The 23530-nt window shown below is 55.5% G+C and carries 15 protein-coding genes, 2 tRNA genes and 1 rRNA gene; 12 read left to right on the top strand and 6 right to left on the bottom strand.

What is annotated here, in order from left to right; all coding sequences use genetic code 11:
- Positions 1–286: 286 nt before the first annotated feature.
- From AC1EKE_RS07120 to AC1EKE_RS07105, 4 genes are read left to right on the top strand one after another with little or no spacing between them, the layout of a single operon-like run.
- The gene (locus tag AC1EKE_RS07120) at positions 287–1804 is read left to right on the top strand and encodes a BACON domain-containing protein (protein ID WP_480308840.1); all 1518 of its coding nucleotides are present in this window, start codon (positions 287–289) and stop codon (positions 1802–1804) included.
- A gap of 24 nt (positions 1805–1828) precedes the next feature.
- Positions 1829–3385: a BACON domain-containing protein gene (locus tag AC1EKE_RS07115; protein ID WP_480308839.1), complete on the top strand. Its 1557-nt coding sequence runs from the start codon at positions 1829–1831 to the stop codon at positions 3383–3385.
- Positions 3382–6132 carry a S8 family serine peptidase gene (locus AC1EKE_RS07110; RefSeq protein ID WP_480308838.1) on the top strand — a complete coding sequence of 917 codons (2751 nt, stop codon included), beginning with the start codon at positions 3382–3384 and terminating at the stop codon, positions 6130–6132. Before AC1EKE_RS07115 ends, AC1EKE_RS07110 begins: the two co-directional genes overlap by 4 nt.
- 23 nt (positions 6133–6155) lie before the next feature.
- Positions 6156–7106: a PorV/PorQ family protein gene (locus AC1EKE_RS07105; RefSeq protein ID WP_480308837.1), complete on the top strand. Its 951-nt coding sequence runs from the start codon at positions 6156–6158 to the stop codon at positions 7104–7106.
- Positions 7107–7337: 231 nt separating this feature from the next.
- Here AC1EKE_RS07105 and AC1EKE_RS07100 read toward each other — a convergent pair whose 3' ends face one another.
- From AC1EKE_RS07100 to AC1EKE_RS07085, 4 genes are all read right to left on the bottom strand, one after another.
- Positions 7338–8237 (bottom strand): helix-turn-helix transcriptional regulator, encoded by a 900-nt coding sequence (locus AC1EKE_RS07100; protein ID WP_480308836.1) that lies wholly within the window; start codon positions 8235–8237, stop codon positions 7338–7340.
- Positions 8238–8471: 234 nt separating this feature from the next.
- A tRNA-Ser gene (locus tag AC1EKE_RS07095) sits at positions 8472–8556 on the bottom strand.
- Between the two features lie 33 nt (positions 8557–8589).
- Positions 8590–9603, bottom strand: a complete 1014-nt coding sequence (locus AC1EKE_RS07090; RefSeq protein WP_480308835.1) for a hypothetical protein — start codon at positions 9601–9603, stop codon at positions 8590–8592.
- Positions 9604–9622: 19 nt separating this feature from the next.
- On the bottom strand, positions 9623–10141 hold the full coding sequence (locus AC1EKE_RS07085) for a nitroreductase family protein (protein ID WP_480308834.1): 519 nt from the start codon (positions 10139–10141) through the stop codon (positions 9623–9625).
- A gap of 150 nt (positions 10142–10291) precedes the next feature.
- Here AC1EKE_RS07085 and AC1EKE_RS07080 point away from each other — a divergent pair, with 150 nt between their 5' ends.
- Positions 10292–11755, top strand: a complete 1464-nt coding sequence (locus AC1EKE_RS07080; protein WP_480308833.1) for an MFS transporter — start codon at positions 10292–10294, stop codon at positions 11753–11755.
- A gap of 21 nt (positions 11756–11776) precedes the next feature.
- Here AC1EKE_RS07080 and AC1EKE_RS07075 read toward each other — a convergent pair whose 3' ends face one another.
- Both AC1EKE_RS07075 and AC1EKE_RS07070 read right to left on the bottom strand, forming a co-directional pair.
- A complete protein-coding gene (locus AC1EKE_RS07075) occupies positions 11777–13156 on the bottom strand; it encodes a bifunctional metallophosphatase/5'-nucleotidase (protein WP_480308832.1) in 1380 nt (459 codons plus the stop codon).
- Between the two features lie 81 nt (positions 13157–13237).
- The gene (locus tag AC1EKE_RS07070; protein ID WP_480308831.1) at positions 13238–15928 is read right to left on the bottom strand and encodes a TonB-dependent receptor; all 2691 of its coding nucleotides are present in this window, start codon (positions 15926–15928) and stop codon (positions 13238–13240) included.
- 255 nt (positions 15929–16183) lie between these two features.
- Between AC1EKE_RS07070 and AC1EKE_RS07065 the strand changes: the two genes are divergently transcribed.
- The 7 genes from AC1EKE_RS07065 to AC1EKE_RS07035 form a co-directional block, all read left to right on the top strand.
- A tRNA-Leu gene (locus tag AC1EKE_RS07065) sits at positions 16184–16267 on the top strand.
- Between the two features lie 112 nt (positions 16268–16379).
- The gene (locus AC1EKE_RS07060) at positions 16380–16655 is read left to right on the top strand and encodes a hypothetical protein (RefSeq protein ID WP_296164898.1); all 276 of its coding nucleotides are present in this window, start codon (positions 16380–16382) and stop codon (positions 16653–16655) included.
- Between the two features lie 36 nt (positions 16656–16691).
- Positions 16692–17177, top strand: coding sequence for a ferritin (locus AC1EKE_RS07055; protein ID WP_480308830.1), 486 nt, complete (start codon positions 16692–16694; stop codon positions 17175–17177).
- Positions 17178–17339: 162 nt separating this feature from the next.
- A complete protein-coding gene (locus AC1EKE_RS07050; protein WP_480308829.1) occupies positions 17340–19004 on the top strand; it encodes a formate--tetrahydrofolate ligase in 1665 nt (554 codons plus the stop codon).
- A gap of 211 nt (positions 19005–19215) precedes the next feature.
- Positions 19216–20418, top strand: a complete 1203-nt coding sequence (locus AC1EKE_RS07045; RefSeq protein WP_480308828.1) for a saccharopine dehydrogenase family protein — start codon at positions 19216–19218, stop codon at positions 20416–20418.
- Between the two features lie 40 nt (positions 20419–20458).
- Positions 20459–21544 (top strand): recombinase RecA, encoded by a 1086-nt coding sequence (gene recA / locus AC1EKE_RS07040; RefSeq protein ID WP_296122175.1) that lies wholly within the window; start codon positions 20459–20461, stop codon positions 21542–21544.
- Positions 21545–22576: 1032 nt separating this feature from the next.
- A 16S ribosomal RNA gene (locus AC1EKE_RS07035) occupies positions 22577–23530 on the top strand; the annotation flags it as partial.

Here is a 23530-nt window from a genome sequence, read left to right as displayed (position 1 = left end):
AGGGGATCTCTAAGTCCCTCGGACGCCTTCATTATTATCTTTGCTGTACCGAATTTAAGCCTCTGTGTAAAGAATAATATCCTTTTTTACGAAAAAAAAGAGAAGTAAGTTTGTTTTAGCACCAAGTGAAGAAAAATCAAATGAAACCGATAAAAGTGCTATCTGATGTGAGCAACTAATCGGGGAATAGTACGTACATTTGTGTCGTAAAGCTTGGTGCGAGGCATTTCGATCGCTCTGTCGGACACCAGTGCGAACCTTTTAATTACTTACTTAACACATTATTATGAATCGCTGTAAGCCAAAAAAACTCCTGGGTCTACTGCCGATCCTGCTGCTTCTCCTACAGACAGGATGCACGATCGGTGACGAGCTGAGTGAGACGGCGACCCTGACCCTCTCTGAGGTGGGGATCGTCTCGCTCGATCCGGGTAAGGTGACTCGCGAGATCGGTGTGACGACGGATGCTCCTGACTGGAGTTGCTATACCGCCAATAGCTGGATCTCGGCCACCAAAAAGGATGACCACACCCTCCTCCTCAGCGCGGAGGCCAATCCCTCCTCAAGTGCTCGCTTAGGCTCCGTGGTGGTGACCGCCTCTGGAGTGCGTCGCCAGCTCACCATCATGCAGGGAAAGGGCACGGAGGTGATCATTGCTCATGCCGGTAGCAGTGCCGGCTCGAGTGAGCTCAAGGTTACCCAGTGGGGTGAGACCCGCTCCATCGACGTGGAGAGCGGTACCGACCTCTGGACCGCCAAGAGTGATGACGAGTGGATCACCGTCACGCCCTATCCCGTCGCCAAGCGGATCGATGTCCGTGTAGCTCCCAACCGCAATCGCGAGCCGCGCGAGGGGAAGATCATGATCACCCTGCAGGGTGAGAGCAGCGGAGGTGCTGAGATACGCGTGACTCAGAGTGGAGTAGACTGGTTTATACTCCCCTATATGAATTTTGAGACAGCGACAAGGCCCGACATCCAGCTCTTCGAGGAGAAGAGAGGTGGTGCCATCGAGGATGAGAGTGAGCGCTTCTTCACCTTCTCCACCACGAGCAGCGCCTTCCCGCGTGTCGTATATACGATCTATGCGGGTGGTGCCTACCTGTATGCTCAGGTGGATGCCTCCTCGACACAGCTCCTCCTCGGTGAGGCGCGTCTGGAGCTGATCAGCTTTCTCAAGGAGAATGGCTTCACCGAGCAGGTGGATGAGAATACCTTCCGCCACAAGGATCAGCGCAATCTCACGGTGGAGATCAAGCCTTTCTTCAAGAATACACCACACCTCCTCTTCTCCTACAAGCCGGAGCAGCCCGTAGCGATGCCTACCTTTGACACCCTGCCTCTCGGACTGACCACCTTCGGCATCACGAAGGAAAAGGTGAAGGAGTACGAGGACAGCGTGGGAGGTGAGGAGACCTACAATTATGAGGATGAGTACGAGTTTGTCACTCCTCCGGGTAAGTATCAGGCCGATGGGCGGCTCTATCTCTTCCACCAGGATAAGAAGAGCGGCATCTACCAGCTCGAGAAGACTCGCCAGTACTTCCTCGACACAGATAGAGGATTCTGGAACTATAAGGGGTACTTCACGCCGACAAACGAATTTATGGACCTCTGTGAGAGAGAGGGCTTCCACTTCGAGGAGTACAATATCCTCGAGCATGTCTACGTCTTTGTCTCCAAGGAGAAGGGGCTGACCATGGGTGCTCAGTGCAAGAAGTTCTTCGGAGATCCCAAGCCGATCATCGTCCTGCAGATCAATCCTGGAACCAAGATGATTGCCCACAAAACCAACCGTAAGTAAACCACCATACGACATAATCAGATCATGAATAAATCACTATATATACTTGCATCGCTCCTCACGGCACTCCTCTGCTTCGGATGTACGCCTGAGAGCTTAGAGAAAGAGCCGACCATGCTCGAGCTCGATAAGCCGGAAGTACGCCTTACCAAGGACAAGGGCGAGATGGTCGTCAACGTGCAGACCAATGAGGAGTCCGTCGTCGCCATCAGTAATAGAGACTGGATCACCGCAGTACCTGAGGGTAAGTCCGTCAAGCTGGTCTATGATGAGAATAAGGTGATCGGCCAGCGTGATGCCGTCGTGCTCGTGCAGGCGGGAGACTTAGTCAAGGCTCTTAAGGTGACCCAGGAGGGCAACGCCCTCGATGTGACCACCGTCCCGGAGGCGATCGTACTGGAGCCGTGGGACAGCGAGGTTACCATCAGTGTCCGCGTCAATGGCGAGGGCTGGACCTGCACCTCAGCCACCGACTGGATCCAGGTCACCTCCCTCCCGTGGAAGAAGGAGGTGATCCTCCGCGCCGATGCCAATAAGAGTGGTGGCGCGCGTCAGAGCGAGATCATCTTCCAGGTAGAGGGAGAGGCCGGTACCGTAGCGGTCACTGTGAAGCAGAAGGAGTGGCCACTCTTCCTCCTGCCCTACATTGACTTTGAGTACGGCACCATGAGCCTCATCTCCCGCTTCGAGATGGAGCGCAGGAGCATGATCAAGCAGACGCTCACCGGCTCGGTCACCTTCACGACCACCAGCCCGATGATGAGCCAGATAGCCTACTCCTTCTCCACCAAGGGTGTGATGACTGCCGCACAGGCTTACATCGCCCCCGACTACACCACCACCGACGAGGATGGTGAGACGATGATCACCAAGGAGGCGATGCATGTCATCGACTCCGCACTCCTCGCTGAGGGCTTCACGGAGAAGCAGGGCAAGCTGCGCTACTTCAATCCCAGCAATCGCGTCGTAGCCTCTATCAAGGATCACACCTACGACCCCAATATCGAGTACATCTTCATCCCGAAGCAGCCGCAGGCTTACAAGACCTTCGACAAGATCCCCTACATCCCCGTAGCATTCGGTGCCGACTACAGCGAGGTACAGAAGTACGAGCAGGAGAATGGCGGTGTCTACAACCCCGATGGAGACCAGTATGATGATGCCAATAACATCTGCTACTTCGAGTACAAGGTGCCCGGCAGCAAGCAGATCAAGTCGCGCAACTACTACCTCAGCTGGGATGCCTCCAAGGGGAAGGTCGGAGCCCTGCTTGCTACCTTCCAGGAGTGGTCTGATATCAATCTGGTCTACTGGGAGTACAACGGCCGCCTCAATATCACTGAGGAGTTCCTTGCCCTCTGTGAGAAGGATGGCTTCAAGTACAATGGTAAGGACAAGGAAGGTAAGATGGATGTCTTCATCAATGCGGACAAGGGGATCCAGATGAGGACCCAATTTGCCCACTTCCAGGGAGAGGAGGATCCGTCACTCGTCGTCATGATGCTGCCCTATGTGTCCTCCAAAACGCAGATGAGTGCTCTCGACCATAAGATGACTCAGATGAAGAAGCTATGGAAATGAGAAAAAAGCCAAGTATGGGGCTATTAGCCCTCCTCATTGCCCTCGGACTCGGTCTTGCCTCCTGCTCCGACAGGACGGCACTTGACCCCGAGGCGCCTGAGCAGTCTGCCGAGGTCGATCCGGCAGGTCAGGGGGCGACCGTCCCCGGTCTCGTCCGCGTCCGACTGACGCCCGAGCTGGCCGACAAGATCGGTACCCGTGCCCTCCGTGCTGATGATCCTGCGCTACGGAGCTGTGATGCGCCCATGAGCGATCTCCTCTGGAGTATCGGTGCTCGCGAGGTGAGACCGGTCTTCATTATGGAGCCTGCCTATGAGAAGCGTATGCGCCGGGCGGGGCTCCACCTCTGGTACGACATTATCCTCGATGAGAGTGCCGGTGAGAGTACCACACTCCGCTCTGCGTCTGAGGTCGCTGATCTCCCCGGCGTGGATCTGGTGGAGCAGGTGCCTCTCTACCGGACGATGGATGAGCCGGTATTCTTCCCCCTCAGAGCCTACGGCTTTGACTCAGAGCGGGACGAGAAGGATGTGATGCCCTTCAACGACCCCTACCTCCGCAAGCAGTGGCACTACCACAATACGGGATCGGGACTCAAGTCGCTCAAGGGGGCTGATCTCAACCTCTTTGAGGCGTGGAAGCAGGAGACCGGAGACCCCTCCGTCATCGTCGCTGTCATCGATGGTGGTGTCTACTACGAGCATGAGGACCTCGCCCAGAATATCTGGGTCAATCCCAATCCCGGTCAGGGCGAGTACAAGGATGATATCCACGGGTACAACTTTGCCGACGAGGATGCCAATATCGCTTACGACGCCCACGGCACGCACGTGGCGGGTGTGATCGCTGCGGTGAATAATAATGGCATCGGTGTCTGCGGTGTAGCCGGTGGTAATGGCAGTCCCGACACCGGTGTACGGATCATGGTCTGCGATGCCTTTGGACGAAAGAATGGGCAGGCCTTTGAGCGCGCCTTTGCCTACGCTGCCAATCATGGCGCCGTCATTGCACAGAATTCCTGGGGTGGATCCAAGTTTATGTCCCCCTCTCTCAAGGCTGCGATCGACTACTTTATCGACTATGCCGGCTGCGATGCCGATGGCAATCAGCTGCCCGACTCCCCGATGAAGGGTGGGGTGGTACTCTTTGCTGCCGGGAATGAGTCCTCGGACGATATGTCCTACCCGGCCGCTTACGGTCCGGTGGTGACCATCTCCGCTATGGCTCCCGACTGGAAGAAGGCGTACTACACCAATCGTGGCGAGTGGATCAACCTGATGTGCCCCGGTGGTGACCTCCACTATCCCGGTGGACAGATCTACAGCACCTCGGTACAGAAGAAGGTGGACGAGCAGACGGGGAATATCCTCGCTGCTCAGAGCTACTACGAATTTATGCAGGGGACCTCGATGGCCTGTCCTCACGCCAGTGGAGTGACCGGGCTGATCGTCTCCAAGTATGGCGGTCCCGGCTTCACGAATGCCGACTGTAAGCGTCGCCTCCTCTCTGCCCTCCGCCCGTCGGACATCAATGAGCACAATCCAGGATTTGAGGGCATCCTCGGTACCGGATACCTCGATGCCGCTCGTGCGCTCGACAGCGACACCTCCAAGGCTCCTGCACAGGTCAAGGACGTAAAGGCAGAGCCGGGATATACCGACCTGACCATTACCTTCCCTGCCGTGGCAGACCCTGATGACCGTACCGCAAGCTACTACGTCATCTACTACAGTGATAAGGAGCCCCTCACCGCCTCTACCTACAAGAGTGCAAAGTCTACCAAGGTCTTTGGACTGAAGTATAATGTGGGCGATAAGGTCTCCTATACCAGCCGCAACCTCTCTATCCATCAGGGCTACCACTATGCCATAGTGGCGGTAGACCGCTGGGGCAATGAGGCAGCACCCACCTTCTTCTCCTCCTCTACGCTCGATAATGCCGCTCCTGTGGTGACCGTAGAGGGACCTAAGGAGATCCGCCTCGCCGGCAGTGAGACAGCTCGGCTGCTCCTCAAGGTAGCTGACCCGGAGGGTCACACCTGGTCCTATACCATGAAGGGCGATCTCCTCGGCATCTCAGCCAATAGAGAGGAGGAGACGATCCTCGTCGATCTCTCGGCAAGAGGCTCCGTAGGGAAGCACGACTTCGCTGTGGTCGTGAGGGACCAGTATGGCGCTGAGACGGAGGTGAAGATCTCCTACGAGGTCTACCTCAACTCCGCCCCCGTGCTTTCCAAGCCGATCACGCTCACCTATCTCCCGATAGGCCGTGAGCAGACCCTCTCTCTCGGAGACTTCATCACCGATCCCGATGGGCATAAGCTGACCTACGCCGTCACCTCCTCTGCGGATCAGGTCGTCGCAGTAAAGCTGCATGATGGTGTGGTCACCCTCAAGGGACTCACCAAGGGTAGCTCCACGGTGCAGATACATGCGGTCGATGAGCTGGGTGCTGAGCTCTATGTCAGTCTCAGCATCCGGGCAGTGCCTGACGATATAGTCTACCATGTATACCCGATCCCGACTTATGGTGACCTCAATGTCGTCCTCTCGGGACAGATCGGTAGCGCCACCATCTCCGTCATCGCCGGTAATGGTTCGGTAGTCTACAAGGAGGCTGTCAGTGGCATCACAGGTGAGGGGAGTACCCACAAGATGGATCTCTCCAAGCTCGCCGGTGGCAAGTACCTGCTCCAGGTGGAGGGTAATAATGGTCTGAAGTATACCCGATACTTCGTGAAGTACTAATCGACTCATACCCTATGTATATCATGAAACCAATATACGTCATTGCTCTCCTCCTTGCTGGGATCACTCTCACCGCATCCGCACAGGACTCAGGGACGCTACCCGTGCTTTCGCAAAATCCTGATGCACTCTCTGCCGCCATGGGACAGACGGGCGGTAGCACCCTCTCCGGAGGACACTATATCTACTCAGCCCCCGGGGCAGTATTTGACCGGAGTGAGCGCTTCTCGCTCTCCTACACCGGCATCATCGGTACTGGGCATGACTCGATGTATTCCGGGAGTGGATTTTACAACGCCGTCACCGGGAGCTGGAGATTTCGCGACAAGCATGCCCTGATCGCAGGCTTCCGCTACCTCGGCGGGGGAAGTGTCCTCACGTCGACGGAGAGCGGGGATGGTCGCGAGATACACCCGATGGACATCACCGCTGACCTCGGCTATGCCCTTCGCATCAACAATCACTGGAGAGCCTACGTGGTGGGACACTTCGTCGAGTCGTACATCGGTAAGATCGCTCTCACCGGTGGTGGGTCGCTCGGTGCCACCTACGGCAGCCGGCTCTCCTCTGTACCCCTCGGGTACACCCTCGGAGCCTCTCTCCGTAATTTCGGTGGAGCGGTACTCTACGGCAAGAAGAGTGGCAAGTACTCTATGCCCGGCTCCGTCACCCTCGCCGGTGACCTGCGCTATGGGCTCACCTCGGAGTGGACCCTGCTCGCAGCGGTGACCGGGGACTACCTTGTCCAGCCCGCCTCTGCTAAGCAGTACGCTGTCGGTGTCGGACTGGGTGCAGCATTCCTGGACGTCATGAGCTTCCAGCTCGGTGGCACCATACTGCCCGGTCGGTACTACCTCACCGGAGGTCTCGGCTGTCAGCCGACCCGCAATGTCTCCGTAGGTCTATCCTGTAGGGTAGCCCCGCAACAACGGGAGACCAATCACCTCGCCCTATCTGTAGGCTGTCACTTCTGAGCACTACAGTATAGGGTCACTAAGCAACCTCGGCTCTCAGCATAGGTGATTGTGCACCGGAGCCACATCTAATAGCGGTATTAGTCTCGAGGCTAATACCGCTATTAGCTTGATCGTCTCACACCGGAGTAATACGTTGATCCGATGAGAGCAAAAAAAGAGAGGTCCCCCGCAGGCATTTCTATCCTGCGGGGGACCTCTGTATGTGGGCTCTGTACCGGTGAGGGGAGTTTACTTATCGGACTGCCCTGTCCTCGCCTTCTCGCGGAGGAGCTTATGCCGGCGCTGGGTAGGCGTCATATCGTACTGACGGCGGCAGAAGACGGTGAAGTGGCTCGGGGAGGAGAAACCAAATTCCTTGATGATCTCCGAGAAGGGCACCGCGGGATCGGCGAGCTGACGATCAATATACTTCGCCTTCTCCTGCAGCATCCAGGTGTAGGGGGGGACATTGAAGGTCTCCTGAAATCTCTTCTTGAAGACCCGCACCGGCATCCCTCTTTGGTCGGCAAGATCCTGGACGGTCTTGGCGCGGAGGAAGTTTTGGACCACAAACTCCTTGAAGTCGATCTCCTGGCGGAGCAGTGGGGCGAGGAGCCATGCGATCTGCTCCCGGTCGTAAAAGGCGCCGAGGAAGAAGAAGAGCTCCTTGAGCTTCGACTCGTAGATGTTGATGCAATTGAGCTGGTGACTATTCATATAGAGCATGCTGTCGAGCACCATCTTGATCGACTCGTGTGTGGGGAGCGAGATGAAGACATGCGACGTGGGTGCCTTGTCCTTGAGCCGAGCGATGGAGTAGTTGTCGCAGAGCTGCGAGGGCTTGCTGAAGAAGAAGGTGTGGACCTTTGTCTCCTTGCCATCGCCATAGATGGTGACGGTGCGCTGCGTGCCCAAGAAGAGGAAGTGATCCCCCCGGAAGGCGTGCCGCTCTGTCTCATCTCTATAGCTGTAGGATGAGGTGCGCGCCTCCACGAAGACAAACATAAAGTGCTTCTCGCTGTCGATGGTCAACTCCTCGCCCCGCTCGAGAGTATAGGTACTGAGCGGGCAGCGTAGTGCGCATGCGTAGTAGTGACAATTGAGGTGTCGATCGAGGTCGACAACATCTTTCTTATTATTGGTAATCATTCCTTCTCCATTACTCTAAATATCAGTACTCTCCGAGGAGTCCTCTGTCTTGCAGAAAGTTTTACAAAGTTAGAGCTTTTCTATCAAAGGAGCAAGCAAAATGCAAAAGGAAGATTGTACAATCCACATTTAGCCCCTCGGCTGATTTTTGCCAAATTATGTAGGGATCTCGGTGGTGGGGACACAAAAAAAGGTGCACGCCACAATACTCTGTGACGTGCACCCATAGGCTTGCGGAGAGTGAGGGATTCGAACCCCCGGTAGCTTGCACTACAACGGATTTCGAATCCGCCGCATTCGTCCACTCTGCCAACTCTCCTCAAATGTGTGGCAAAGGTACGATATTTTTCTCTTAGAATCCGAACTGCACCTGCGTCCTGATGTGATGCACCGGTCCGAAGCCCGCCTCAGAACCCAGGGTGCCGGGGACGCGGTACTCGAGCTGCCAGCGGCACTTCTTGGCAAACCATCTTTGGATGCCTATCGTGCCGGTGAGGAGGCTCTCGCTTGAGCTCCGGTCGGTCCTGAGCCAGTCGACCGCACCATAGAGCTCGAAGCTCTTCGGCAGGTGCCCCACAGCCATGAGGTAGGCACCGTCGCTGGTCGTCTCGCCGGTCTCTGCGATGAGGTACTCGGCGGAGAGGGTGATGGGACGGTAGTCGAGGGTGAGACCAGCACTGGCGCTACTGCGCTTGTAGGCGTCTCCCGCCTGTATGGCTCCCCGGGTGCCCATCGCATGCATTTCTCCTCCAAGGTAGGAGGTGTGGAGGGTGATGCCCTGGTAGGGGCGGATGTAGAGCGCACCGCCATACATCTTTGTGGTGCCGAGATCGAGGGTATTCATCCCCTGACCATTCATTACGGCGAGCTTGTAGGTGAGGATCTTGCCCCAGAGGTCGCCCGACAGCTCGAGCCCGATGTCTCGCCCGGAGGTGCCGCGGTAGAGCGGGTCACCGCTTACGCCGGCAAAGTAGCAGGTGGGGGTGGTCCAGCCGGAGGTGAGAGGGAGTAGGGAGGGGGGTATTTGATTCTCCATACCGAAGGGGGTCTTCATCTCCCCGATGCGGACCCTGAGCTGGGGCATGAGGGTGTACTGCAGCCAGAGCTCCTTGAGCTTCGCCGGGCTGTGGAGCTGGACGAGGATGCCCATACTCCAGCGGTCGGTGATGCGACCCTTGGCGACGAGGTTGATCTTATTGATGGCAAAGGTATTGGTCCCATGGACATTGGGACCGAAGGCAGCATCGTAATAGGTCTGCCCCCACCCGGTGACGGTGATATGGTCACGGAGCTCGCCGGAGCCCTGAGCGGTGGCAGTGAGTGCGAGACCGCTGATGGTGAGTAGGGTAAGGAGTATTTTCCTCATGATTATTGATGAAAAGGGTTTAGATTGTCTTGACTAAGTCGTCTATGCTCTTCCGCTTGCGGGTCGGCCGAGTGGCGTCGGGTAGGGGATAGCCGAGAGCGAGGAGTGCGACGGGTGTCTCCCTGCCCATCTCCAGCCCCATGTCCCGGGCGCAGAGGGGTCGGTCAAAGGCATTGATCCAGACGGAGCCGATCCCGAGGTCCTCCGCCTGGAGCTGCATGTAGGCGATCGCAATGGCGGTGTCGGTGTAGAGGGAGTTATTTTCCTTATCCGGATAGACGTAGGCAGCGGCATCCTCCCCCACGATCAGGAGCACCTCGCGTGCGGTGCGGAAGTGGGCTCTATTGTACCACTGCTCTGCACGCTCGCGCATCTCTCGGCTGCGGATCCGGTAGATGCGGAAGGGCTGATTATTGCACGCTGTGGGGGCCTGCACCGCTGCATCGAGGATCAGCTGCATATCCTCCTCCGGTATCTCTCGTGTCGTATCGCACTGACGGACGCTGTAGCGCTCCATCACTAAGTCTCTGAAGTCCATTTGTCTCTGCTCTGCTCTATGGAGTGATCTCCCCCTCTTCCACCGGGTGGGGGAGTGACCCTCGGATGCAAAAGTACCTAAATTCGGGCGCTTCCGTTTTTACGACAATTATGTATCTTGCTCTACCAACAATTAAGTCACTTCGCGCTAATGGATAAGGATAGTACTACCACCTTTAGAGGCAATGACCGGATCCTCTTCGGATTTATATGCGGTCTCCTCTCCTTCTGGCTCTTTGCCATGACGCTCCTCAATGTGAGGGGCGAGATGAATGCTGACCTGGGGCTCTCCCCCTCGCTGCTCAATCTCGCCGTCTCCGTCACCTCCCTCGTCTGCGGGATCCTGATCGTGCTCATCGGTGGTCTCGGGGATCGCCTGGGGCACACGCGGATGACCCGCCTCGGGCTGATCCTGGCGATCGTGGGGGCGGTGCTCATCGCCCTGACACCCAGTCACTCACCACTCACGGCACCGATACTGCTGCTGGGGCGTATCTGTCAGGGACTGAGCGGCGCCTGCGTGACGCCCTCGACGCTGGCACTGCTACGGGTATTCTGGGACGAGAAGGGGAGACAGCGGGCGATCAGCCTCTGGAGTATGGGTACCTGGGGCGGTACTGCATTTAGCTCCCTACTCGGGGGATATATGACTCAGTGGCTCAGCTGGAGGTGGATCTTTTGGCTCGCTGCGGCGGTGGCTCTCCTCGGGCTTTTCCTCATCCGGACCCTGCCTTACTACCGCCCGGGGAGTGACGCGAAGGGCGGGCGGGACATCCCCGGCATTGCCACGCTGATCCTCGGCATCGTCAGCCTGCAACTCTATGTGACGGAGGGTCCGCAGTGGGGTTGGGTGGATGTCAAGTCTCTTGGCCTGCTCCTCACGGCGACGATCTTCATCCTCCTCTTCATCGGCATCGAGCGGGGTGCCAAGCACCCCTTCCTCGACCTCCGTGTCTTCCGAAACCCGGTCTACAGCGGCGCCACGGTGGCTAATTTTCTCCTCAATGCCTCCACCGGCATCATCATCATCGTCAGCAGTCTCCTGCAGCTCGCCTCCGGGGTGCCGGTGGATCAGGTGGGGCTGATGTCGATCGGCTACGGCGTGTCGATCCTGCTCTTCATCCGTGTGGGGGAGAAGCTGATGCAGCGCTATGGTGCGCGACTCCCTATGCTCCTCTCCTGTGGCACGGTCGCAGTGGCCCTCTGTCTGCTCCTCCCGACAAATGTGATGGCAGGTACCTATATGACGCTTGTCGTGATCGCCTACTCGCTCTTCGGTGCCGGGCTGGGGCTCTTTGCCACCGCCTCTACCGACTCGGCTCTGGCTACGCTCCGGAGAGCCGCACGGGGATCGGCTCCGGGATCTTCAAGATGGCTTCCTCGCTCGGCAGCTCCTTTGGCATTGCCATCTCGACGGCGATCTTCCAGGACATCGCCTACTCCGCTGAGCCGGTCACCCTTCTCAGCGAGGTGGTCACCTTTGTCGGGCGACAGGACAATGTCACGATCCGTCAGGGAGCGATGGCCGCCTATCTCTACAATCTCATCATCATCGTCATCTCCTTTGCCGTCATCTACTACACCATCCCCAAGGGCCAGGGCAAGACAACGGTAGCGAGCAAGTAGCAAGGAAGAATTACTCCGCACTGTGCGAAGAGAGATACCGAATCAGTATATCCGAGTCCGTATCGGCTCTGTCCAGGGGCAGAAGATATGAACTATCGGCTATTTTGTCAAATCCTCCCGCTCCGCTCAAGACATACTCCGACAGAGCGATAGTGTACTCCTTGTTCTCCTCCAATGGTGCTCCGTCCACTCGGATGATTAGCTCCTCATTGGATCTGTCTATCTCCACGCCCGAGAGTGCGACATCGTCTCCGTCTATTATCGCTTTCTCAAGGAGCCTCCGGACGGAGTACCCGGGGAGTCTGACGGGTATGATGCGATTCTCGTAGGGAAGGATGGAGTACACGTCTCTCAGGGTGATGTCTCCACTCCTCAGGTCTGCACGGATGCCACCACTCTGTACTAGGGCGATGTCTGTCCCATAATGCTCTCTGAAGGCCTTAGCCACCAGATCCCCCGTCCGTCGTCGTGTACAAATGCGGTCCTGAGGCAGTGTGGTAAGCCGGACTCCTAGTCGGGACTCGATCTCTTCATCGATTGCCCGGACACGACTCTCCATACGCTCGTCCGGTCTCACTGACGGACTGACGGGATGTACTGAGAGAGTGTGACTACCACCCTTACTGCGCAGCGTCACTTCGACGAGGTGACCCATATTGCCGCAGCCATCGACGATCATTTTATCTCCCACGAAGTGTACGTTGGTGATGTACTGGGAGGTCTCCTCGCCCAGTATGAGATCGATCTGAGGACACTCCCGCAGGAGCTGCTCATTGAGCTCGCTATTCATCTGCGTCAGTGCGATGATGTAGTCTGCTCTGGACAGATGGCCTACGGCATCCCGGGCGCAGTCTATGATGTCTCTCTGAGTGATCCCTGAGTGGGGCGATGAAGTATTCACCTTATCGACCAGCCCCATAATGCCGATGCTGAGGTCTCCGATCCTGTGAATGGCGAATGGGACACTGCCACTGATGGTACCACCCTCCCTGGTCATAGTATTGCTGCTTATCCACGTAAACCTCGCCCGATGAGTCAGTGCCAGCGTGTTGTCGATGCCGTAGTCAAAGTCGTGCTGACCATAGTTGGCGTAGTCGACACCGATCTCACTGAGGAAGTCTACCATTATGCTCCCTCTGTACAGCTTTCCGGCGAGGGTGCCACCGCCCAGATCTCCCCCAAATAGTAGTAGGGCATCAGGGGAGGACTGTCTGATGGAGTCCACGACTGTCTTCATTCTGGCAACTCCTCCGAGTAATCCCCCCTCAGTAGGGACCATGTCCGGCTCGTGGGCATCGTTGAAGTACAGGATCTTCACTGCTTCCTCTTGTGCTGATAGGGCAGTGCAGGCGGCTATCCATGTCAGGATAAGAACGATGTATTTTCTCATGCTTCTACTCAAAAATGATTATCCCACGCCACCATCTCTCAGGAGGCGTGGGATAATGAAAGTATGTGTGTAACTAAGTGATCAGAAGTTCATCGTGGCAGAGAGAGACCAAGTGCGACCGTAGCCAAAGGCCACCTGGTTCTTCTTGTTGATTCCCTTCCAGTTGTTCTCTTCCTTGGCATCAGCAGCGTAGTTATTGAAACCGCGTGCGATGTACTTAGTGTCAAGAATATTGTTGACGTTGAGCCTGAAAGAGAGTCCCTTCACAGCACTTGTGTCACTGAATCTGAGTCGGTACGATACGCCTCCGTCCAAAGTGCTGTAAGCAGGCATCTTCAGGTTGGTTGTACCCTCCTTTTTGAAGTCTGTTGCATTAATAGCAGAGTAGTTTCGGTCGTTGTAATACCAGTTCAGGTCTGCACTCAGCCCTTTGTAAATACGTGCCTTGGCACCAAGTCGGGTCTGGAATTGTGGAGCACCGCCGATCGGAATATTCTCGAGATACAGCTTCGGCTTCTCTCCCTGTACAGGACGATTGAGATCATCGTAGATATCAGCAATGGCGGTACTTCCGTACTTCCAGTTACCATATGAGATCATCCCGAAGATGTCGAGGAAGTGAGTCGGGTGAGCAGTCACCTCAAGCTCGACACCACTGTGAACCTGATCCACGTAGGTGCGCGCCTGCCTTCTATCCTCACCTATATTTGCGCTAAAGGACTGATACCTGTCTTTCCACTGTGTGAAGTACGCATTCAGGACAGCTCTGACGAGAGAGGAATTGAATATGTAGCCACCCTCAACACTTGTGATACCCTCGTTCTTGATACCCTCCTGCATCTCGTTGGCACGGGAAGTGTATGCATTAGGATAAAGGGATGAGAAGAAGGGCTGACGGGAGAAGTATCCGGCATTGATGAAAGCATTGTTGTGGGTGTCAAACTTCCAGTTGACTCCTCCCTTGATATTACCACCCCAGCGGTTAGTCCACTTGGTCCACTGCTCAGCGGTAGGCACCTCGAAGTACTCGTGACGCTTATAAAACTGACTGGAGACTGACCCCTGTACAAATGCCGAGATATGCTCGTTATTATACTCTGCCTGACCGAAGAATCCGGTCCAGCCTACGTGGCTATCGTAGTTACGATTTACCTTCTGAGCATTTTGCATCTCTGAGATGGCCAGAGGATTGAGGCTTACCTCGTCTCCCACAAAGACGCCTGCGGAGTTCATGTCCACATTCTCGTAATACGCATCGGCACCCAGCAGGTCATTCACAACCCGGTAGTGCTTGCCGACATAGGTACGGAGGTCGACTCCGGCATTGAAAGTCCAGTTGTCTCCCACCTTTGCATCAAGGTTTGAGAGCAGACCATACCAGCTGTGGTTATTCATCGAGGAGCGAAGTACAGTACCCCCACCACGTTCTGTCACTACATGCTTGCCATTCCAGTAATGATTCTTACTGTCGAGATTTGTCCCGTCCCAGGCAGGTACGCTTTTCTTGATACCTTCTACGGTTTCTCCTCTATTTGCCTTGACGAGGTCATCCACCTTGATCAGACCGTTCTCGTCATCCGGGATTTTATAGTGTGGTGTCCCGAAGGTGCCGGTACCACCTCCAAAGCCCCATGATCCATAGAAAACCGTGGAGAGGGAGGTCTTATCGCTGATTTTCCAGTCCCAATTGAGATTCGCAACAGGCTTGTGATAGAAGTTTCTGGAGAAACTATACGGCTTTCCATCAAGGTATCCCCAGTTGGAGTTGTATCGGGTGCCGAATTTCTCGTAGGTGTAGATGCTCTCCCTAAAGCCCTGGTTATGCACCTGGGGTGCCCCGGTGGTAGTGAAGTTGAAGGAGTGCTTGTCATTGAGCTTATATCCAATGGACAAGAAGTAAGTCCCTCCATATCCGGGGGTGCAGTCGATGTATCCATCACCGCGCCAGTAGGAGACGAGAGCACTGATGGCCCACTGTCCCTGCAGCCCGGAGTCATAGCTGATGGATGATTTGAAGTATCCATCGTTACCGGTCACAAACTTAAGGCTTCCTCCCTGATCACGGTCAGCTGCCTTGGTGACAATATTAGTCGTACCACCGACGGAGGAGATCCCGATCTTGGAGGATCCGAGACCTCTCTGTTGCTGTACGACAGACGCTACGTCAGCGACGCCGGACCAATTGGACCAGTAGATACCACCCCACTCCATATCGTTGACCGGCTGACCATTGATCAGAACGAGTACATTGGCTTGGTCAAATCCTCGCACAGTGAAGTAGGCATCACCATACCCACTATTATTAATGGTGTGTACACTCGGGACACCCTTGAGTGCCTCGGGGAAGTCGAGGTTACCCATCTTCTCAGTCACCTGAGGGCCGGTGAGCGTCGTCGCGGCAATGGGTGTCTGCCGATCCTTGACGATGTCGATGAGACTATTCCCCACGACCACAACCTCGCCAAGGGTGCTGGCGTCCTCCGCCATCTCGATCCGTCCTAAGCTCCTCTTCTCCGGAGAGACTGTGATCTCTCTGGTCTTGTATCCTATGTAGGACACCACGATGACCCCCTTGCCATTGATGCTGATGGTGAAGTTGCCATCGATATCGGTGGAGGCACCATTAGAGGTTCCCTTCTCCAGGACGATGGCTCCCGGGATGCTCTCTCCTGATGTAAGATCCACGACCTTACCGGTGTAGCGCGTCTGTCCTATGGCCACTGCTTCAAGCAACAGAAGTGCCAAGACGGCAAAGATTGCTCTCGTTCTCATACGCAGAAATCTTAAATAAAGTATGTTGGTTGATTACTTCCTATCTTAGTCGCTTATAATTTGTGCAAAGATAGCTTTAAGGGGTGACATTTCTGTTACTTTTTCCATCTATGTGAGAAACCTCATCGGAGAAACCCACGGGGGCGTGCAAGACAACATTTCCTGCCCTAGTTGCACAACTCCTCGGATCTGTCGATCTGACAAAAAGGCACACTTATCCCGTCAGAAAAATGTCGTACCTTTGTCCTCGCGAGAGCCCGGGTGGCGGAATTGGTAGACGCGTTGGTCTCAAACACCAATGGAGTAACATCCGTACCGGTTCGATCCCGGTTCCGGGCACTTGAGGGTGAGTCTCCTTGGACTAAAGGGTCCGGGGAGGCTCGCTTTTTGCACTGATGTAGGTGGGTAGCTTTTTTTGGTACCTTTGTTAGAGTAAAATTGCAAGTAGGATATGTCACCATTTTCCATACTCCTTCTCCTCGTCTTAGGGGTGATCCTCTACTCCCTATGGCCCTTGATACGGCAGATAGCACGCATCAGTGCGGTGCATCGGCAGGTCAAGCGAGAGTACCGCCGCCGAGAGGAGGAGGCTCAGGAGCAGGCTGCTCGGGATGAGCGCGCTCAGAAGAGCAGTGCCGATATCCTGCGGGAGGCACAGCATGACCTCGGTGGAGGCAGCTATGTCGAGTATGAGGAGGTGGATGATGACACATCCGGCAACTCATGACACAACAATCACTAATCACTATAAATACAGTACACTATGAAGATGACTGAAAGACTGATCGCCGCTATCAACGAGCAGATCAATAAGGAGCTCTACTCCGCCTATCTCTACCGCTCTATGGCTATGGACACAGCTGACCGCGCCCTCGATGGTGTGACCAAGTGGCTCAAGCTCCAGTCCCGTGAGGAGGTCGCCCACGCTGAGGCGATGATCTCCTACCTCGAGGGACGTGGCGTGCGCCCCGAGCTGAAGCCGATCGCTGGGGTGCCCAATTCCTTCGGCACCCTCCGCGAGATCCTCACCCAGTCGCTCCACCATGAGCAGTCCATCACCAAGTCGATCGAGGAGATCGTCAAGATGGCCACTGAGGACCACGACTACGGAGTACGCGTCTTCTTCGAGAAGTTCGTCGTAGAGCAGGAGGAGGAAGAGGAGAACGCACAGCACAACCTCGACCGCCTCGATCTTATCGGCGAGGGCGCTGTCGCCATCTTCGATCAGGAGATGGGTATGCGCGAGTAAGAGTAGCGTAGTATATAAGCGTGAGGATGGGTGACCTGCCTATCCTCACGCTCTTTTTTGATGAAATTGCGGAAAGAGATCTCTTATCGCAATTAGGGCACCTGCTGTCACAAAATTATGGGTACCTTTGGTCAAACACTAAAACCAAATCACAACACAATTATGAAATCAGATATCGAGATCGCCAGAGAGGCGAAGCTCAAGCCGATCCAGGAGATCGCTCAGTCACTTAATATCCCGGAGAAGGACTTCCTTCCCTATGGTCACTACATGGGTAAGATCAGCCTGGATGTCCTCAAGGAGAAGCAACACGGTGCCGGGCACCTGATCCTCGTCACCGCCATCACGCCCACCAAGGCCGGTGTCGGCAAGACTACCGTCTCCATCGGACTCGCCCTCGGGATGAATAAGATCGGGAAGAAGGCCATCGTCGCTCTCCGCGAGCCCTCCCTCGGGCCGGTCTTTGGCGTCAAGGGTGGTGCCGCCGGTGGTGGCTACTCACAGGTGCTGCCGATGGATAAGATCAATCTCCACTTCACCGGAGACTTCCACGCCATCACCTCCGCCAATAACACCATCTCGGCTCTCGTCGACAACTACGCCTACCGCCACCGCAATGACGAAGATGGTCTCTCCAAGATCACCTGGAGGCGCGTGCTGGACGTCAACGATCGCAGTATCCGCCACATCATCACCGGCCTCGGGGATGGTAATGGTGAGGTGAGCGAGACGGGATTTGACATCACGCCCGCATCCGAGATCATGGCGATCCTCTGCCTCGCCAAGGACATAGATGACCTCCGTCGCCGCATCGACAATATCGTCGTCGGGTACAAGAAGGACGGCAGCCCCTTCACCGTGGGAGATATGAAGATCGGTGGAGCGATCACCGTCCTCCTGATGGACGCCCTCCAGCCCAATCTCGTCCAGACGACTGAGAATACCCCCGCCTTCATCCACGGTGGCCCCTTCGCCAATATCGCTCACGGCTGCAACTCCGTCATCGCAACCAAGATGGCGATCCACTATGGTGACTACGCCATCACGGAGGCAGGCTTCGGTGCTGACCTCGGCGCCGAGAAGTTCCTCGACATCGTCTGCCGTCAGAATGGTCTCCAGCCTGCCGCCACGATCCTTGTGGCCAGCGCCAAGTCCCTCAAGCTCCATGGTGGTGTCAAGGACGCTGACCTCAGCACGGAGAATGTGGAGGCACTGAAGAAGGGCTTCACCAATCTCGATCAGCACGTGGAGAATATGCGGAAGTTTGGTCAGAGCGTCGTCATCTGCATCAACCGCTTCCCCACCGACACCGAGGCTGAGCTCGAGGCGATCCGCCTCCACTGCGAGGAGCTCGGCGTGCCCTTTGCCGTCAATAACGCCTTCGCTGAGGGCGGCAAGGGAGCGACAGAGCTGGCTCAGGTGGTCGTAGATACCATCGACAAGCACCCCTCCAAGCCCCTCACATTTGGCTACGATCTCGACAGCCCGGTAAAGGAGAAGATCGAGGCCCTCACGAGAGAGATCTACCGGGCAGATCGCGTGGTCTACGACAAGAAGGCGATCAAGGCGCTCAAGATGATCGACGAGCTGGGCTACGACAAGTTCCCCATCTGCATCGCCAAGACGCAGTACTCCTTCTCCGACGATGCCTCCCTCCTCGGGGCTCCGAGAGACTTCGAGATGCATGTTAATGACATCGTCGTCACCACTGGTGCTGAGATGATCGTCGTCATCATGGGCAGCATCATGCGCATGCCGGGACTCCCCAAGGTCCCCAATGCCGAGAAGATCGACATCGTCAATGGTGAGATCGATGGCCTGAGCTGATCGACCCTGTTATTAACTATAGAGGGGGCTGTGCCTATGCGACACAGCCCCCTCTATCCTATATATAATGGTGTATTCCATCAGTTACTGTAGCAGAGCTTGTCAATCAAACTAGTGTGCTCGGCTTTTTGGTGGGCTGTCCGACAACTAAGTTTTTGGTACCTTTGAGACGATAGATTATGACACATACACTCATTAGTAGTATCCATATATGAAAGGACGCGTACTTATTATCGGTGCCGGTGGCGTCGGTACCGTCGTGGCTCAGAAGGTGGCCATGAATAGGGACATCTTCGCCGACATCACCATCGCCAGTCGGACGAAGAGCACCATCGATGCCCTCGTGGCCAAGATTCCCGGTGGCAAGGACTTCATCAAGACCGCTCAGGTCGATGCGGACGATGTGGAGCAGCTCTGCGTGCTCATGGAGCGTGTACAGCCCGAGCTGGTGATCAATGTCGCCCTCCCGTACCAGGACCTCCCCATCATGGATGCCTGCCTCCGCTGCGGGGTCAATTACCTCGACACCGCCAACTACGAGCCCAAGGACGAGGCGAAGTATGAGTACAGCTGGCAGTGGGCGTATCAGGATCGCTTCAGGGAGGCAGGCCTCACCGCCATCCTCGGCTGCGGGTTTGACCCCGGTGTCTGCAGCGTCTACACCGCCTACGCTGCCAAGCACCACTTCGACGAGATCACCCACCTCGATATCGTCGACTGCAATGCGGGTGATCACCACAAGGCCTTTGCCACCAATTTCAATCCCGAGATCAATATCCGCGAGGTGACTCAGCACGGGCGCTACTACGAGGATGGCGAGTGGATCACCACCGAGCCACTCGAGATCCACAAGACGCTCACCTACCCTGAGGTCGGTCCCCGTGAGAGCTACCTGATGTACCACGAGGAGCTGGAGAGCTTGGTGAAGAACTACCCCTCCCTCCGCCGGGCGCGCTTCTGGATGACCTTCGGGCAGGAGTACCTGACCCACCTCCGTGTGATCCAGAATATCGGCATGGCGGGCATCGAGCCGATCAAGTACAAGGGCATCGATATCATCCCGCTTCAGTTCCTCAAGGCAGTCCTCCCCGACCCCAAGGAGCTCGGGAGCGACTACACAGGCCAGACCTCCATCGGCTGCCGCATCCGAGGGCTGCGTGGCGGTGAGGAGCACACCTACTACATCTACAATAATACCGACCACGCTGCGGCCTACAAGGAGACCGGTGCCCAGGGTGTAAGCTACACCACCGGCGTCCCAGCGACGACAGGCGCGATCATGTTCTTCAAGGGGCTCTGGAGCGGTCACGGAGTCTTCAATGTCGAGGAGTTTGACCCCGATCCCTTCCTCGAGGAGGTGGCTAAGCAGGGTCTCCCCTGGCACGAGCTGCACGACATCGATCTGGAGCTCTGAGGATTTTTTCATAGGAAAAGAATAAGTGACAAGCTATACTATGGCAGATAAGAAAGAGATGGGCGAGGACCAGAGCATCACCGAGGAGATCGAGGGCGCTGCCCCTAAGTCTCATCGCGTCGAGGCGGATCCCAATAAGCTCAAGGCTATGCAGGCGGCTCAGGCCAAGATCGAGAAGACCTTTGGCAAGGGCTCGCTGATGAATATGGCCTCTCAGGAAGTGCAGCCCATCGAGGCAATCCCCACCGGCTCCCTCACGCTGGACCTCGCACTCGGTGTCGGTGGCTATCCCCGCGGTCGCATCGTAGAGATCTACGGCCCGGAGTCATCCGGTAAGACCACGCTCGCGATCCACGCCATCGCTGAGGCGCAGAAGCTCGGCGGTCTCGCTGCCTACATCGATGCAGAGCACGCATTTGACCGCGTCTATGCCGAGGCCCTCGGCGTCGACCTCTCCCGCCTCTGGATCTCCCAGCCTGACGACGGTGAGCAGGCCCTCGATATTGCTGAGAACCTTATCCGCTCCTCCGCTGTCGACGTCGTCGTCATCGACTCCGTCGCTGCCCTCACCCCCAAGAGTGAGATCGATGGAGAGATGGGAGAGAATAAGCTCGGTCTCCAGGCCCGCCTCATGAGTCAGGCGCTCCGCAAGCTCGCTGCCCTCATCAGCAAGACCCGCACCTGCTGCATCTTCATCAATCAGCTCCGTGAGAAGATCGGTGGCTACGGCAATCCTGAGACCACCACCGGTGGCAACGCCCTTAAGTACTACGCCACCATCCGCATCGACATCCGCCGCAGTACAGCCCTCAAGGACGGCGAGGAGCAGGTGGGCAACCTCACCAAGGTCAAGGTGGCGAAGAATAAGGTCGCTCCACCCTTCCGTCGTGCAGAGTTTGACATCATGTACGGCAAGGGCATCGCCAAGTCCGGCGAGCTGGTCGACATCGCTGTCGATATGGGTATCATCGACAAGAGTGGCTCCTGGTACAGCTACGGAGATATGCGCATGGGCCAGGGACGCGAGGCGGCCAAGACTCTCCTGGAGGAGAATCCCGACCTCGCCGATGAGATCGAGGCCAAGATCAAGGCTCGTATCGCCGAGGACAACGCAAGCAAGGAATAGGTAGGAAAGGGCGTATTGACGGGTGCAGTTGGCATTTTCGCTGCTTAAATTCAAAAAGTTTGCTAACGAGATGTTTCATTCCTGTTAAGTAACAGATTTTGCCACCTTGATGTAAACGCCATTTTGTCGCACCTTTGCATCATTACAATCACAAGATGCGTAACCTAATCAATCTTTCTTACCTAACATCCTAATATTTTGTGGAACCTATAGTAAGGGTTGCACGGGAGTGCAACCCTTATTTTTCTCCACAGGAAAGAAAGGACCACACTATAGAGAGGGCAGATCCGTTGCAAGCGGGTCTGCCCTCTTTTTTTCCTAGTCCGCTCAGGTGGAAATCTAATACCGATATTAGAGACGACTAATATCGGTATTAGGCAACTCTAATATCGGTATTAGACAACCCTAATATCGGTATTAGTGGAGCGCTGATGGGAGGCGGGTCTTGAGCTTGGTCTACGGGAGGTCTGACTTTGGGTGAAATGTGTTTTTTTTCGTGTTGTAAGTCAGCGACTTGCGGGATCTTCGTAAAATATTTCCGAGAGAGGGCTTGCAGGAAGTAAGAAATGTTGTACCTTTGCACTCGCAAAGCCGAGAGGGATACGCTCCTGAGGCTCCGGCAGAGGTCGGGGTGAGCGGATCGGGAAAAAGAATTTTCCAAGTTGCTTGCAGGAATGAAAAACTTTCGTACCTTTGCACTCACATCACCGCCCGAGGGGCTGGGGATGCTGAAAAAGAGATCATAGACATAAAGATAAGACAAGGGCATCGCCCTTCTTAGAGATAAGGAGTGAGCGATGTGAATTGTGTAAGTACAAGACAAGAAAACAAGTAGTATACCAGTTTTCACGATGGGATAGTAATAGTGTCACTTCGTCTGAGACCTAGAGAGATACAACTTGGGTGAAAGTTTAAGTGACGATATATATACGTCAACGTACGAAACCAATAAAGCGAAGAGCAACATACGAGCAGCTCTTGATCCGCTTCTTGATAGTAGAGGAAGAAGAGCAAAGGAACAAAATTTTCTTAACAATGGAGAGTTTGATCCTGGCTCAGGATGAACGCTAGCGATAGGCTTAACACATGCAAGTCGAGGGGTAACGTGTTGGAAGCTTGCTTCCGATGACGACGACCGGCGGATGGGTGCGTAACGCGTATGCAACTTGCCTCACAGCGGAGAATAACCCGGAGAAATCCGGACTAATGCTCCATACACTCTCAGGGACCCATGTCCCTGAGAGGAAAGATTTATCGCTGTGAGATAGGCATGCGTCCTATTAGGTAGTTGGTGAGGTAACGGCTCACCAAGCCGACGATAGGTAGGGGTGCTGAGAGGCAGATCCCCCACATTGGGACTGAGACACGGCCCAAACTCCTACGGGAGGCAGCAGTGAGGAATATTGGTCAATGGAGGAAACTCTGAACCAGCCAAGTCGCGTGAAGGAAGAATGTCCTAAGGATTGTAAACTTCTTTAGCGAGCGAGTAAGGACTTCCACGTGATGGGAGTTTGAAAGTAGCTCGAGAATAAGTATCGGCTAACTCCGTGCCAGCAGCCGCGGTAATACGGAGGATACGAGCGTTATCCGGATTTATTGGGTTTAAAGGGTGCGCAGGTGGTCCTGCAAGTCAGTGGTGAAAAGCTGAGGCTCAACCTCAGCCTTGCCGTTGAAACTGCAAGACTTGAGAGTACATGATGTGGGCGGAATGCGTAGTGTAGCGGTGAAATGCATAGATATTACGCAGAACTCCGATTGCGAAGGCAGCTCACAAAGGTATGTCTGACACTGAGGCACGAAAGCGTGGGGAGCAAACAGGATTAGATACCCTGGTAGTCCACGCCGTAAACGATGATTACTCGAAGTATGCGATATGACAGTATGCTTCCAAGCGAAAGTGATAAGTAATCCACCTGGGGAGTACGCCGGCAACGGTGAAACTCAAAGGAATTGACGGGGGCCCGCACAAGCGGAGGAACATGTGGT

The organism is Porphyromonas sp. C0041D3, assembly GCF_056590575.1.
The sequence above is the reverse complement of the archived record's forward strand: the minus strand, read 5'-3'. Positions and strand labels throughout refer to the sequence as shown.